A 12,695-nucleotide genomic window follows, 5' to 3' on the forward strand; every position below is an offset into this window, starting at 1 on the left:
TTCATTGGCTACGTCGCCAAAATCCCAAGCAATTTGTGTCCTAGGAATGCACCGCAGCGGTACATCGCTGATTACTCGTGCTGTCAATCTACTGGGCGCGGATGTGGGTCATGCAAATAAATTGCTCCCCCCGCATCAAACAAATCCCACTGGTTTTTGGGAACATTCGGAGATCGTACAAATCCATAATCAAATTCTTAAAACCCTCAACCGATCCTGGGACACAACCAAGCCCCTTCCTCACAAATGGTGGCTTTCTCCCCAGATCCAACCGATGAAAAAGAAATTGAAAGAATTAGTGAAACAAAACTATGCTGGTAAGCCTCTTTGGGTTTGGAAAGATCCACGAACCTGTCTCCTGCTCCCCCTTTGGAAACAGATTCTGAACGAGATGGGTACGGAGTTAAAATGTATCTTGGTGGTTCGCAACCCCTTGGACGTAGCAGTCTCCCTGAAGAAGCGAGACAACTTTTCTCCGAATAAGTCTTTCAAGATGTGGACGCTAAATACATTGAATTCCTTCCTCTGGTCCAAAAATACAAAACGGGCTCTCATCCATTACGACCACTTTCTCAATGACTGGGAGAAGACCCTGGAACGGATGGCAAACCAATTGAACCTCCCATGGCCAAAAGAGAGCAAACCCCTGGCACAGGGGATCACCCGCCTCATCAACCCCGATCTTCGCCACTCCAGTTCTAACCTAGAGGATCTGGCGACAAAAGGAAAAGCCAGCTCTCTGCTAATACGGGCTTACCGGCTATGCCTGATCACTGATCAACACCCGGATCGGCTGAACTCCCCCTGGATCACGAAAAATGTAAGACATCTATATGTAGACTACGCCCAGGGAAAACCGGTCGTTCTCAATCACCAGTACCACCGATATCGAAAAAAAGCCAAGCTCTGACGGGAACATAGCTGAGTGTCGTAAATCATTGATAAAAGAGGGGGAGATTATTTACAATGAAAATCCTCGTCATCGGGGCAACCGGGATGGCTGGTCATATGATCCGTGATTACCTGTTGCGAGAAACCAACCATGAAATTTGGTCCACGGCCCGAGTGAACCGCGAAAAAGCGGATCGTTATTTATTTCTCAATGTGCAGGATGGGCAAGAGGTTACCAAGGTGTTGACAAGAGTTAAACCGGATGTGGTCGTCAACGCCGTCGGGATCCTGAATCGAAACGCAGACCAACATCCGTCCCTAGCGGTGGAGGTAAACGGAAAATTCCCCAAACTTCTGTCCCGACTCGGCCTGGATTTGGGATACCGCCTGATCCACATCAGCACCGATTGCGTTTTTTCCGGAAAGCGGGGAAACTACACAGAAACTGATATCCGAGATGCAACCGGTGCTTACGCGGAAACGAAAAAGATGGGGGAAGAAATCGATTCCCAACACCTGGTGATCCGAACCTCCATCATCGGGCCGGAATTGAAAGAAGGAATCGGTCTGTTTCATTGGTTCATGCAACAAAAAGGCACCATCCGAGGATATCGCCAGGCCTGGTGGAACGGTGTTACCACCCTTGAGTTGGCCAAAGCGGTCAAGTCGGTATTGGAACAGCCAGTGAAGGGACTCGTTCACTTGTGTCACCCCGAAAAAATCTGCAAGCACGACCTGTTACTTCTGATCCAACAGGTTTTCGGACAAACGCAGGCAACTGTCGAACCCGATGACACCTTCCACTGCGATAAAAGTCTCGTCAACACTCGTTCGGATTTTCCTTACGTTCCCCCCAACTACTCTTCCATGTTGGAAGAATTGAGAAATGGGATGAAGAAATCTTCAGAACCTTATAACCAATATGGAATCGGAACGACCAAAGGGTGACCCGGTCACCTGGACCCCTGATGAACGAAAAAACGGTCAGCTCATTGAACCCGGGAGTGTGGTTCAATAGCCGACCGTTTTTCCTTTCAAACCCTCATTGGTTAGCATTGAATAAACCGACTATCTTCCAAAGCACGAACGAGCTTTTCCAATCTAGCTGCATAGGTGTGTTGGCGGAGAGTTCGCCGGTAGGCTCTTTGGGCGACCTGCTGCCTTATTTCATCATGAGCTAGATAATAACGGAGCTTTCGTATCAAATCCCTGGGTCCCCGATAACAGATCATTTCAGAACCCATCCGAAACATCCGGGGAAATCCAGGTCTACGCGTAGCTAGTTGGAAGCTTCCGCAGGCCGCAATTTCAAACGTGCGATTGTTCGGTGTCTGAGCCGGAAGATTCAGGTGATTACGGTTTCTAGCCACCGTTTCATTATGAGAGGCGTGAAGGTTAAGCACAATTTTTGCTCCGTTGTAATACTTAACAGCTTCGCTATGCGGCATCCAACGATTGATGATGTTGGGTTTCAGTTGGTCATAATGTTTTAGCCGATCCCACCATTTGCCCATTAAGAGGACGTTTTTTTTCTGAAGATAAGAAGCGATGGCGTCTATCAGGCGAACTCGGCTTGGAAATGCATTTCCGATAAAACAAATATCGCTCTCGTACTCCTCGGAAAGTCCCGACCCAAGCGGTCGATAGCGGAGAGGATTGACTCCCAGAGGGATATGAAAGCTTGGCTTGTTGAACCTGCGATAAAATGGGAGACAACTGGTCTCCTGTGTAACGACAAAATCATATGGCTGGACCAACCGCTGGGATCGGTACAGATCATAAGGATCGTCGACGACCCATACCCCCGTAGGTACATTGATTTTTCGGAGACGAGGAAGAACCAGTTGAATGATGTGGGAGTTTTTCCCGATGAACACTAAAATCACATCGGGCCGAAAGGCCTGGATTTTCTTCGATAGCTGATTGAATGGGGTTTTCCCCGTCCGGAAAAAACCAAAATGAAAGTTTTTTTTCTTCTTTTGCAACTCCCGAAATCCATCGATCACATCTGGGTCCAGATGCGATAAAAAACTCCCGCTTCCCGACGTAATAAAAAACAGTCGCATAATCCCCGTTCCTCCCACCATGACAACAAGACCTCTACCCATCCGATGGCAAAAAATTTTCAATACCGAGGTGAAGAACCCTATGCCCAGGACCGAAAGATAAACCCGACTTATCCCGCTCCCGGCGCCCGTAACCGTTCTCTTCCTAAACCATCCGATTCGTCATTTTTTTGATAATGAAAGCATCCGTCCAAGTCTTACCCATTTCTATCGCTGTTTCCGTTTGCTTTGAACCAAACCTGCACCATATAACCGGGTCGGTCCCAAAGGGATCGCTCGAAGGATCAAACGCCGTCGGATGGCGTAAGCGGACAAGCCTTGTTGTTTAAAGATAGCCGCCACTCCTGTTACATGAGGAGCCGCCTGAGAGGTACCCGAAAAGATGGCGTAGCGACCACCGGTATAGGTGCTGGTAATATTGACGCCGGGCGCTGAGATATCGAGGGAAGGGCCGGTCGAAGAGAATGAAGCGCGCCGGTTTTTCCTAGTGAGAGCAGCTACAGCCACCACCGAGGGGAGCCGACCAGGAACCTGAACCGTATCCCCGCTACCTGAAGCATTGCCGCTGTTACCAGCGGCCACCACCACCAGAATGCCTCTGTTGGTCGCGGCTTGGATCGCCCGAGCCAAACCAGCCGACACCGTCCGGCCTCCGCTGAGGCTGAGGTTGAGGATATGCATACCGTTGTCGATCCCCCAGTCAATACCGTGGATCAGAGAGGTAAGCGTTCCCATTCCACGCTTATCGAGGACCTTAATCGCATACAAACTGGCGGAGGGAGCGACTCCGACCACACCGAGCCGGTTATCCCGTGCTGCGATAATGCCGGCGATATGGGTTCCGTGTCCATTGTCGTCATGAGGAAGCTTACCGGGAGTAACCAGGTTGATCCCCCCCTTGATATTGGCAGATAGGTCAGGATGGGTCAGATCGATCCCCGTATCGAGCACCCCTATACGCACTCCTTTTCCGCCGCGGGAATACGGGCTTCCCCGCCACACCTGCTTGATATTCCAGGGTAGGATTTGTTGAGTGGACCTCACTCGCTTTCGTCCTGACTTACTCGGGAAGATTTCGATCACCTTTGGTGGAGGAAGAGCAACTTGCTGCTCCGCCTCGGCAAATATCAATTGGGGATCCTCAAGAAGCCGTCTCAGTTCCCGACGAGGAACCATCGCCGATACGATCCCGCTATGACGGCTTTCGTAATAGATAACACCTCCTACCTCCTGAATTCGGCCCTTAAGAGATAGGTCACGGGAGAGGAATGTGTAACACACCAGATCCAAGGGTTTCACTCTCATCACCTCGTATAGACAAACTATGAGAGTGTCAACCTGACTGCTTGGACCCCTGTCCGGAAGCATTGATATTTTTTGAGAGCCAAAAAGGACTAGTAAGAATAGAAGTCCATGAAAAAAGCGAGCAAGTAGGGTACTTGCTCGCTTTTACAATACCTCCGTCGGTGATACATAGATGATCGCATCCCATCGGACATGGTATTTCCGTTCTTCTTTTTCCAGGATCATATGATCCGGATGGATAGAGACGACATCTCCCTCTAACTTGCCGACGTAGGTTTCGACCTGAACCCGTTGACCAACCAATTCGGACATCTGCTGGGCCAGAATTCCCCTGCCTCGACGCCGTAACCTTCCAAAGGGAAGCTTGAATAGCCCCTTTCCCTCTCTACGGCCTCCTTCCGGCTGCATAGGCTGAAAAAAGCCCGGCCCCTCGAACGGTGGCATCATTCCATCCATGAACTCGGGCGACATCGGCATCGATCCCGGGTAACCCGGCATTCCAGGACCACCTCCCGGGTAGCCCGGCATTCCGGGACCGCCTCCCGGGTAGCCCGGCATTCCAGGACCACCTCCCGGGTAGCCCGGCATTCCGGGACCACCTCCCGGGTAGCCCGGCATTCCAGGACCACCTCCCGGGTAGCCCGGCATTCCAGGACCACCTCCCGGGTAGCCCGGCAGGCACTGGAGCGGACGATGGCCAAACTGATTATTCACAGAGCTCCCCCCTCACGGATCTGCACTCCTATACCCTATGCAGATGCCCCAGTTTGGGAACTCAATCATGTGCTTAATCATCGATTACGAAAGGGCTCTAATTCCTCCATCATCGATTGGAAATTTTCAAAGGTCAGAGACTGAGGACCGTCGGAAAGAGCCTCTTCCGGTCGGGGATGAATCTCTACCATCAGGCCGTCTGCTCCCACTGCGAGAGCAGCCCGGGACATTGGAGCTACATAGCGCCAGATTCCCGTTCCATGGCTCGGGTCAACGATGATCGGCAAATGGGACAGATGTTTGACCACCGGTACAGCCGACAGATCCAACGTATTGCGGGTTGCTGTTTCAAAGGTACGAATCCCGCGTTCACATAAAATCACGTTCGGATTGCCTTCGGACAAGATGTATTCTGCCGACATCAACCATTCCTCAATGGTGGCCGAAAGCCCCCGTTTCAACATTACCGGTTTATTTGTACGCCCGATTTTCTTCAGCAGGTGGAAATTCTGCATGTTTCGGGCACCAAGCTGGAGGATATCGACATATTCCGATACCAGTTCAAGATTTTCAGGATCCATCACCTCGGAAATGATCGGCAGCCCCGTCTCTTCCCTCGCTTCAGCCAACAATTGAAGCCCTTCTTCCCCCATCCCCTGGAAGGAGTAGGGAGATGAACGAGGTTTAAAGGCTCCCCCACGCAGGATGTCTGCTCCCGCTTCCTTGGCCACCCGGGCAGTGGTGAGGATCTGCTCCCGACTCTCAACCGAGCAGGGACCGGCCATGATGATGGGTTGATCCCCTCCGATTTCGACATTCCGGACACGAATCCGACTGGGTTCAGGATGAAAAGACCGACCTGCAAGTTTAAAAGGTTCGCTGACATGAACCACTTTCTCCACACCGGCAAATCGTTCAGCGGGCAACTGGCTGAGGGTCTGCTTGTCGCCGATCAGGCCGAGGATCGTTTTATCGACCCCTTTGGAATAATGGACTTTCACCCCCTTATCTTCCAATGTCTTCACGATTCGATCCACTTGTTCCTTGGTTGCTTGCTGTTCCAATACGATAATCATTTGACGCCCTCCCCCTGGAATGTGTAGATAAACAAAAAAACCCCATCCGATAAGGGACGAGGATTCTCGCGGTACCACCCTTTTTGAACTGTTACGGTTCCACTTAGGTGCACAATCAGCGTGCGGTCCGGTTAACGGCGGACAGCCGGATGTCCGTCCCGAAGGACGAACCTCTCTGCTCCAAGGTGTAATTCAGGAAAGGGTCCGATACCGGTTTTCAGCCCCACCGGCTCTCTGAGATCGGAAGATCCATCCCCTACTAATCCTCTTCAACGCGTTTAAGCGTATAAGCAATAAAGTAATTGTTGATAAATTAGCATGAATCTGGTCAGGAGTCAACCGTTTTTTCCATATTAGGCTCTTCCCTTTCCGAGTAAGCCCCGACGAGACGGCAGCTGGTGCACAAATCTTTCCAGACTTGTAACCCTGCCTGTACTCGGGGATCCCGATCCGCACCTGGCCTTTCCAACCAGGAAAATAGCTTAACAGCTACTTCAGCCTGTGCATGGAACAACCGGAGTCGAACCCATTCCATTTCTTCATTGTTGTTTCTCATCGGTTTCTCTCCAACCTGTCGCTTTTCCAATGAAGAGCCGGGTGGTTTTGGTCGAAAAAATGGAGGATCTGTCCGCTTTTCCCTCTCTGTCATGTGTATCCCCTGCCTTTTCGCATATCACAAGATATGGGCTCATCAGCTAAAAGGTGCTTTCTCCCGACAGATCCATGTACAATAGATAGAAAAGGGGGAAATGAGATGGATCGACCTTGGCTCTCTTTTGATCTCGATCATACCTTAATGATCAATCCTTTTCGGCGCTGGGTCTTTCCGGAGATATCATCCTGGCTGGCTCCCTTCCTCGGCCCGGGCGACCAACCGATGGAGCGCTTCATCGCCGAGCGAAAAAAACGGCTGGAGGCACAACAATTGTCTGCTTCCTACGATTGGGACGACATCTTGCTTACCGTCTCTGCTGAACTGGGTGTCCACCCCCCTTTTACCATCGAAAAGCTTGTACGTCAGCATTCTGCAACGGGAAAGATTTGGCTGTTCAGCGATGTTCTCCCCGGACTTAGTTCTCTTCAGACAAAAGGAATTCCCATGGTCGCCGCTACCAACGGCTTCGCAAAGTATCAGCGGCCCGTAACCGATCACCTAGGGCTTACTCCGTATTTCAAAGACTTCCACACTCCCTGCAGTGTAGGCTTTGCCAAACCGGAACCACAATTTTTCCGATTTGCCGAACCCTACTCCCTCATCCACGTCGGAGACCGTTTGGATCAGGATATTCTCGGTGCTAACCGTGCCGGTGCCATTTCCGTATGGATCGATCGTGACCTTCCGGCTGAATGGCACGAGTTATCCCCAAAGGAGCGTTGTTTTCACCCCCTCTTTCGCTCCAGAGTGGAAGAAAAATTGGCACGAGAAGGGTGGCATTCCCCCATAACAGAGGAAAACCTCCCTAATTATCTCATTGTATCGATTAAGGAAGTCCTGACTATTTGGAAGAACCATCACTAAAAAACAGCCGCTTATGGCGAGCCGTTTTTTGTCAGGCCATCGATTCCTGGGGAGAGGGTGTCGGTTCGGGTGGAGGTGATTTCTCCGGAACGGTGGACAGAAACAAACGAGCTAGTTCATCATAACCTTGTTGATTCGGATGGACATCATCGGCAAAATAATCCTTCCGATGAAGAAAGTGTTCAAAAGGATTGACCAACTGCACCTCATATTTCCGACATAATTCGCTGTAACTGAGATTCATCGTTTGAACAGCCCGGGACGCCATGGCCAAGCCGAGTTCATAAGCCGGTATCGGCAAATAAAACCCCAACATTTGAACGTCCCCATCCGGATTGGACTTACGCACAAGGGACAGGATCTTTTCCGCTTGGTTCCTCACCCGCCGCATCGTTTTAACCAATCCCATGAGATTAGCCCCTTCTTCAAACCACTCGATGAAGTCACATCCCCCGGTTGTGATGGTAATATGAGAAACGCGAGGCAACAACTTCATTAATGCGGGAGTCTGAAGCAATTCAAACAGCTCCCTAGAAGTAAGACCCGAAATTCCCCAATTCTGTACCCTGCATTGTTCCGTTTTTCGGAGGTAATCAAAAACCTGGGCAACCAGATGACGATCAGGACCATCGGCTCCGATTCCTTCGGTCAGGGAATCTCCTAAGGCCAGATAGGTAACCGGTTGTTTCAGCCCATTCACCCTTTTTCGCCCCCATTTCCTCCCCCTGGCATTTCCAAGGTGACGGCATGGGCGATACAGGGAATCGATTCCCCTTGCTGGTAGGACACGGGGTTCATCAGCGCCCCCGTCGCCACCACCATCACTTTTGATAAGCGCCCTTGCATCATTTCATCGATGATGTGTCCGTAGGTAACCAGGGCGCTGCTGGCACAACCGCTCCCTCCGGCAAATGCCTGCTGGTCATTTCGAAAGATCATCAATCCACAGTCCTTAAACTCTTCTCCGGTTTTAAAACCTCGCTTCTCAAGCAGGTCCGCGGCGATCGGATGGCCGACACCAGCCAGATCTCCGGTCACGATCAAGTCATATTCCCCCGGTTTTTTTCCGATATCCCGCAAGTGTGCTTCCATGGTGTCAGCCGCTGCCGGCGCCATGGCAGCCCCCATGTCAAAAGGGTTTTTTAACCCCATGTCCACCACTTTACCTAGAGTGGCATAGCGAACCCGTGGGCCCTTCCCCTTCTTACCGAGGACACCGGCTCCGGCTCCAGTTACCGTCCATTGGGCGGTATCCGGTTTCTGGCCGCCATATTCCGTTGGATAGCGGTACTGTCGCTCTGCCGTACTGTTATGACTGCTCGCTGCTGCGACCGTATAGTTACAAAAACCGGCTTCCACCAGTATGGCAGCCGTAGTCAATGTTAACATCGAGGCTGAACATGCTCCGAACATACCCATATACGGGATTTGGTGGGTCCTCGCGGTAAAGGAAGCACTGATGTTCTGATTAAGGAGATCCCCAGCGATAAAAACATCCATCTGATCTGTGGACACTCCGGCCTTTTCCACCGCCAGACTCACGGCGTCCTCCATCATTTTCCGTTCGGCCTTTTCCCAAGAATCCGCCCCGGCATAGTTATCCGGATAAATCCGGTCATAATCCTTCTTGAGCAGTCCTTCCCCTTCTTTTGGCCCGGCCACAGCGGCGGAAGCAACCACTCGTACGCCGCTATTAAATTCAAAGGTCCGCTGTCCGATTCGTTTTTCTGCCACCTTTTTCCCCCCTTACGTCAACATATGGAGCAATGCCCGGACAATCCCGATGATGAAAGCGGCCACCACACCAAAGACAATGACTGAACCAGCCAATTTAAACATGTTGCCACCCACACCCAATACATAGCCTTCGGATTGGTGTTCTAGAGCAGCTGAAGCGATGGAGTTGGCAAACCCTGTTACGGGTACCGCCGTTCCTGCGCCGGCCCATTGGCCAATTTTGTCGTAGACCCCCAAGCCTGTTAGCAGGCAGGAAAGAAAGATCAGGGTCGCTACAGTCGGATCCCCTGCCCGTTCCTGTTGGAAACCGAACACCTGGATGTACAACATCTGCAACAACTGACCCAAGACGCAGATGAGCCCACCAACCAGGAACGCTTTTAGGCAGTTGCCCAAAATTTTGGGTTTCGGCTGGTATTTTTGAGCTAGATCCTGGTATCGTTTTTGTTCCTTCTGCTTTTGTATCTCCTGCCTCGACTTCCCCTTGGATGAAGTCGCCTGGGAGGACTCATTTTCTTGTCCCATTTCACCACTCCCGACAAACACTAATTGCTTTTTTTAGGCTTCGATGAATGGGAAAAGTTTATACACGGATGAAAAGAAGAAAACCCCGCCTCAGCGGGGTCTATTCAATCCTGCATCCCATGCCAGATATAAGGCTTCACCCTTTGGAAAAAAACCTCTTTCGCCTCTTTCAGATCCCTGCATTCCACGAAGTCAATCTCCTCCTGGCCACCGCTTGTTTCCCGGATCCGCTTCACCTGGTATTTACAGGTGTCCGTGACCGGCATCTCCTTAATCGTCACTGTGACCCCCTGATGCCGATCATGATAGCAAAGCAGGAACTCATACACCCCGTCTCTTCCTTTCATGCGGCCTCACCGACCATCTGTTTATTGGTCACAACAGCAAGAAACCGAGACTGATCATCCCCCGGTATGGACCGCCTATTACCCTCCCGACAAACAAAACAAGTTCAACTGGCAGTTAAAACCTGAACAGAAAGAGGGTGAATTCGGCTCCTTTCCCTAAAACCAGAAGTACCATCGCAAAAACGATGTAGGAAGGATTACCGCCAGAATAGGTAAACCTGCTGCAACTTGATCACTATTTCGACCAATTCGGCGTATTTTTACTATTTCCTCTTCCCCTTCGGATTCCTGCTGGAAATGTAAAAAGGAGGGCTTTCTGCGCCCTCCTTTTTACCGGCGAAGGGCTGCATTGAGCCCTCCTAACAGAATATGAGCCAGTCCGAAACTGAAGACCCCCCAGCCCAGGGCCTGGCAAAGCCGACGCCTAGCTATGATCCTTTCTTCCCGAAACAACAGAGACATTCCTGCCAGGGAGATGACCGCCCCCAATAAAAAGGCGACTTTTCCCATCCGCATCGGGATCCCCCCTTTCTGCTTTTAATGTGGCCACCCGGAGACTGATTCTTGAGTGGAAGTTTTACCCGCTATCCAATAGCTGTAGAGCACCTCCTCGCATTCACTCCGAATCCACTCATTCATATAGCGCTGCGTGTAGATAAATCCCCGAAATTTAGCTGTCACTTCCCGACAGTCCTCAAGCTGCCTTACCCGAATAATTTCTCCCCCCGTTTGCCTGAGAAATCGGCGTGTATCCGATAGTTCCGATTGTACCCATTCCAGAGTGTCCCCCAACCAACGGCGCATAAGTCGCCACAACTTCAAACGCGGCTCTTCTAATTGCCTTCCATCCAATCTCAGGACACTTTCCAGCACTTCCAAAAGAATCACCCGTTTCACTTGTCCCGCAAAATCCTGATACTCCTCGGGATAAACAAGCAATTGGCCCTTTCCCCTTCCGTTCAAAAAAGTCTTTACCTCCATTATATGCAAACGTATGTTTCGTTTCTTTTCCTTTTTCTTCATAAAAAAAGCCCCGCCCAAAAACAGGCGAGGCTGGTCTTCCTACATCAGGGTTTGTTGGTCCCCGGGCTCCGGATCAGGAATGTTACTGGAAATGTTACTGAGAGCGACGCCAGCTTCACCGGCGTGTTGCTGCCGTGCCGCTAGATCCCCCAGAGCAACGATACCGACTAGTTGGTTATTTTCCACAATCGGCAATCGGCGAATCTGCCTTTCGGCCATCAGTCGGGAAGCTTCATCCACAGTCATAGTGGGGTCTGCGGTAATGACATCGGTGGTCATCACTTCCGCCACAGTGGCTGCTCCATTATTGTCGGCCACAGAGCGGAGAACCAGATCCCGGTCCGTGACTACCCCCCTCAGCACACCGTTTTCTACCACAGGAATCACACCCACATTGTGCTGCTTCATCAGCCCGGCTGCCTGCTGGATATTATCCTGAGGCGTCACCGTTGCCACCTGGGTCGTCATGATGTCTCGCATTTGGTTCATCGAATAGTTCCCTCCTTTTTCTCCGCTTATGGTTTTTCTTTCCGGTCCATTTTATTCCTTTTCCCCAGGGCTTTTCGTTTCAATGATCCGATAAAAAGCAAAGATATCCTATTGACACCCTTTTTGTATGAGTGTATGATGTCGTTAATACAATATTGTATTAGAGACTTAGTACACCGAGACATAAGGGATAACCATTCATTCCCCTACGAAAGGAGACCGTCAGACCATGCGACCTTTTTCCGCCTTATTGCGCAAGGATGTTCGACAGATCCGATTCTTTGTTCTGATCGGTGTGTTGATCGTCATCCTGGGAGATCTTTTCTTCGCTTGGAAAGCCATGTCCGACTCCGATTGGTTGGGGGCTTCCATCATCTTTCCTACTCTACATCTTTTCTACCTTCCCTTCTTATTTCTTTACAGTTTGATGCAAGAAAAAAACCAGCTCCACTATTGGCTTCACACCCCCCGTCCGGTCTGGCAGCTGACCCTCTCGAAATTGCTCAGTGCGACCGGCGCCTTCATCATCTCGATGTCTGTCAGCGCCGCCCTCCCCTTTTACATGCTGATCACTCAGGCGGAGTGGCCGCACTTAGATGAACAGTTAAGTCAACTGAAGCTTCTCGTCAGCGGAGCAAGCTGGTTCTTTTCGATTTCTTCCTTCTATCTCTGTGCTATGATCCTTCTCATTTGGGCGCTCTACTATTGGCTGCGAACCTTTGCCGGGAAGTGGGTATGGGTACCGGTGGTCCTCCTGGTCTCCGGATTAAACTACGCTTTATCTTACCTCTCCGGGACATCCGCTTACCAAGCTGTCACCCGCTGGGGAGCCTTTGGCTTCGCGTCTGAAGAATTGAGAGTAAACCCAGGGATTCCTGAGTTTGCGAACCTGGGCTTCCTCTACACCGGAGAGTGGATAGCCGGAATCTTGCAGGTAGCTCTTATCTTCTGGCTCGCATGCTGGCTGTTGGATAAAAAGGTGGAACTCTAACAGAAAAAACGT

17 protein-coding genes and 1 other annotated feature are annotated in these 12,695 nt (G+C 50.8%); of the genes, 4 read left to right on the plus strand and 13 right to left on the minus strand.

Annotated features, from left to right (window positions below; all coding sequences use genetic code 11):
- Positions 1-4 precede the first annotated feature (4 nt).
- Both ACFOUO_RS08845 and ACFOUO_RS08850 read left to right on the plus strand, forming a co-directional pair.
- Positions 5-910: a sulfotransferase family protein gene (locus tag ACFOUO_RS08845; RefSeq protein ID WP_380704306.1), complete on the plus strand. Its 906-nt coding sequence runs from the start codon at positions 5-7 to the stop codon at positions 908-910.
- A 56-nt stretch (positions 911-966) separates the two neighbouring features.
- Positions 967-1,839 carry a dTDP-4-dehydrorhamnose reductase family protein gene (locus tag ACFOUO_RS08850; RefSeq protein WP_380704308.1) on the plus strand — a complete coding sequence of 291 codons (873 nt, stop codon included), beginning with the start codon at positions 967-969 and terminating at the stop codon, positions 1,837-1,839.
- 101 nt (positions 1,840-1,940) lie between these two features.
- On the opposite strand, the gene ACFOUO_RS08855 is transcribed toward ACFOUO_RS08850, so the two are convergent.
- The 6 genes from ACFOUO_RS08855 to ACFOUO_RS08880 form a co-directional block, all read right to left on the minus strand.
- On the minus strand, positions 1,941-2,957 hold the full coding sequence (locus ACFOUO_RS08855) for a CgeB family protein (RefSeq protein ID WP_380704310.1): 1,017 nt from the start codon (positions 2,955-2,957) through the stop codon (positions 1,941-1,943).
- A gap of 207 nt (positions 2,958-3,164) precedes the next feature.
- Positions 3,165-4,256, minus strand: a complete 1,092-nt coding sequence (locus ACFOUO_RS08860) for a S8 family peptidase (RefSeq protein ID WP_380704312.1) — start codon at positions 4,254-4,256, stop codon at positions 3,165-3,167.
- Between the two features lie 150 nt (positions 4,257-4,406).
- Entirely contained in the window at positions 4,407-4,706 is a 300-nt protein-coding gene (locus ACFOUO_RS08865; RefSeq protein WP_380704314.1) for a DUF2642 domain-containing protein, read from the minus strand.
- Positions 4,706-4,963: a hypothetical protein gene (locus tag ACFOUO_RS08870; RefSeq protein ID WP_380704316.1), complete on the minus strand. Its 258-nt coding sequence runs from the start codon at positions 4,961-4,963 to the stop codon at positions 4,706-4,708. Before ACFOUO_RS08870 ends, ACFOUO_RS08865 begins: the two co-directional genes overlap by 1 nt.
- 90 nt (positions 4,964-5,053) lie before the next feature.
- The gene (gene aroF / locus ACFOUO_RS08875; protein WP_380704318.1) at positions 5,054-6,052 is read right to left on the minus strand and encodes a 3-deoxy-7-phosphoheptulonate synthase; all 999 of its coding nucleotides are present in this window, start codon (positions 6,050-6,052) and stop codon (positions 5,054-5,056) included.
- A gap of 49 nt (positions 6,053-6,101) precedes the next feature.
- Positions 6,102-6,334 (minus strand) — a binding site (T-box leader).
- A gap of 46 nt (positions 6,335-6,380) precedes the next feature.
- Entirely contained in the window at positions 6,381-6,608 is a 228-nt protein-coding gene (locus ACFOUO_RS08880; protein ID WP_380704320.1) for a hypothetical protein, read from the minus strand.
- 198 nt (positions 6,609-6,806) lie between these two features.
- On the opposite strand from ACFOUO_RS08880, the gene ACFOUO_RS08885 reads away from it, so the two are divergent.
- Positions 6,807-7,571 carry an HAD family hydrolase gene (locus tag ACFOUO_RS08885; protein ID WP_380704322.1) on the plus strand — a complete coding sequence of 255 codons (765 nt, stop codon included), beginning with the start codon at positions 6,807-6,809 and terminating at the stop codon, positions 7,569-7,571.
- A 31-nt stretch (positions 7,572-7,602) separates the two neighbouring features.
- Here the strand turns inward: ACFOUO_RS08885 and ACFOUO_RS08890 are convergent, their stop codons facing one another.
- The 7 genes from ACFOUO_RS08890 to ACFOUO_RS08920 all read right to left on the minus strand — a co-directional run bounded on the left by ACFOUO_RS08890 (position 7,603) and on the right by ACFOUO_RS08920 (position 11,692).
- Positions 7,603-8,271: an SGNH/GDSL hydrolase family protein gene (locus tag ACFOUO_RS08890; protein WP_380704324.1), complete on the minus strand. Its 669-nt coding sequence runs from the start codon at positions 8,269-8,271 to the stop codon at positions 7,603-7,605.
- Positions 8,268-9,305: a stage V sporulation protein AD gene (gene spoVAD, locus ACFOUO_RS08895; protein ID WP_380704326.1), complete on the minus strand. Its 1,038-nt coding sequence runs from the start codon at positions 9,303-9,305 to the stop codon at positions 8,268-8,270. The genes ACFOUO_RS08890 and spoVAD overlap by 4 nt, the downstream gene beginning before the upstream one ends.
- A gap of 12 nt (positions 9,306-9,317) precedes the next feature.
- Positions 9,318-9,833: a stage V sporulation protein AC gene (gene spoVAC / locus ACFOUO_RS08900; RefSeq protein WP_380704328.1), complete on the minus strand. Its 516-nt coding sequence runs from the start codon at positions 9,831-9,833 to the stop codon at positions 9,318-9,320.
- Positions 9,834-9,937: 104 nt separating this feature from the next.
- Positions 9,938-10,162: a hypothetical protein gene (locus ACFOUO_RS08905; protein ID WP_380704330.1), complete on the minus strand. Its 225-nt coding sequence runs from the start codon at positions 10,160-10,162 to the stop codon at positions 9,938-9,940.
- 348 nt (positions 10,163-10,510) lie between these two features.
- On the minus strand, positions 10,511-10,696 hold the full coding sequence (locus ACFOUO_RS08910; protein ID WP_380704332.1) for a hypothetical protein: 186 nt from the start codon (positions 10,694-10,696) through the stop codon (positions 10,511-10,513).
- A 21-nt stretch (positions 10,697-10,717) separates the two neighbouring features.
- Entirely contained in the window at positions 10,718-11,119 is a 402-nt protein-coding gene (locus ACFOUO_RS08915) for a hypothetical protein (protein ID WP_380704333.1), read from the minus strand.
- 123 nt (positions 11,120-11,242) lie between these two features.
- Positions 11,243-11,692, minus strand: a complete 450-nt coding sequence (locus ACFOUO_RS08920; RefSeq protein WP_380704335.1) for a CBS domain-containing protein — start codon at positions 11,690-11,692, stop codon at positions 11,243-11,245.
- 229 nt (positions 11,693-11,921) lie between these two features.
- On the opposite strand from ACFOUO_RS08920, the gene ACFOUO_RS08925 reads away from it, so the two are divergent.
- Positions 11,922-12,683 (plus strand): hypothetical protein, encoded by a 762-nt coding sequence (locus ACFOUO_RS08925; protein ID WP_380704337.1) that lies wholly within the window; start codon positions 11,922-11,924, stop codon positions 12,681-12,683.
- The last annotated feature ends 12 nt before the right edge of the window (positions 12,684-12,695 follow it).

It is taken from the genome of Salinithrix halophila, assembly GCF_042650125.1.
Taxonomy (GTDB): domain Bacteria; phylum Bacillota; class Bacilli; order Thermoactinomycetales; family DSM-45169; genus Salinithrix; species Salinithrix halophila.

Coding starts and splice junctions, on each gene's coding strand:
- ACFOUO_RS08855 (WP_380704310.1), bottom strand. CDS start 2,957: ATGCGACTGTTTTTTATTACGTCGGGAAGCGGGAGTTTTTTATCGCAT.
- aroF (WP_380704318.1), bottom strand. CDS start 6,052: ATGATTATCGTATTGGAACAGCAAGCAACCAAGGAACAAGTGGATCGA.
- ACFOUO_RS08910 (WP_380704332.1), bottom strand. CDS start 10,696: ATGCGGATGGGAAAAGTCGCCTTTTTATTGGGGGCGGTCATCTCCCTG.
- ACFOUO_RS08880 (WP_380704320.1), bottom strand. CDS start 6,608: ATGAGAAACAACAATGAAGAAATGGAATGGGTTCGACTCCGGTTGTTC.
- ACFOUO_RS08925 (WP_380704337.1), top strand. CDS start 11,922: ATGCGACCTTTTTCCGCCTTATTGCGCAAGGATGTTCGACAGATCCGA.
- ACFOUO_RS08920 (WP_380704335.1), bottom strand. CDS start 11,692: ATGAACCAAATGCGAGACATCATGACGACCCAGGTGGCAACGGTGACG.
- ACFOUO_RS08865 (WP_380704314.1), bottom strand. CDS start 4,706: ATGCCACCGTTCGAGGGGCCGGGCTTTTTTCAGCCTATGCAGCCGGAA.
- ACFOUO_RS08885 (WP_380704322.1), top strand. CDS start 6,807: ATGGATCGACCTTGGCTCTCTTTTGATCTCGATCATACCTTAATGATC.
- ACFOUO_RS08850 (WP_380704308.1), top strand. CDS start 967: ATGAAAATCCTCGTCATCGGGGCAACCGGGATGGCTGGTCATATGATC.
- spoVAC (WP_380704328.1), bottom strand. CDS start 9,833: ATGGGACAAGAAAATGAGTCCTCCCAGGCGACTTCATCCAAGGGGAAG.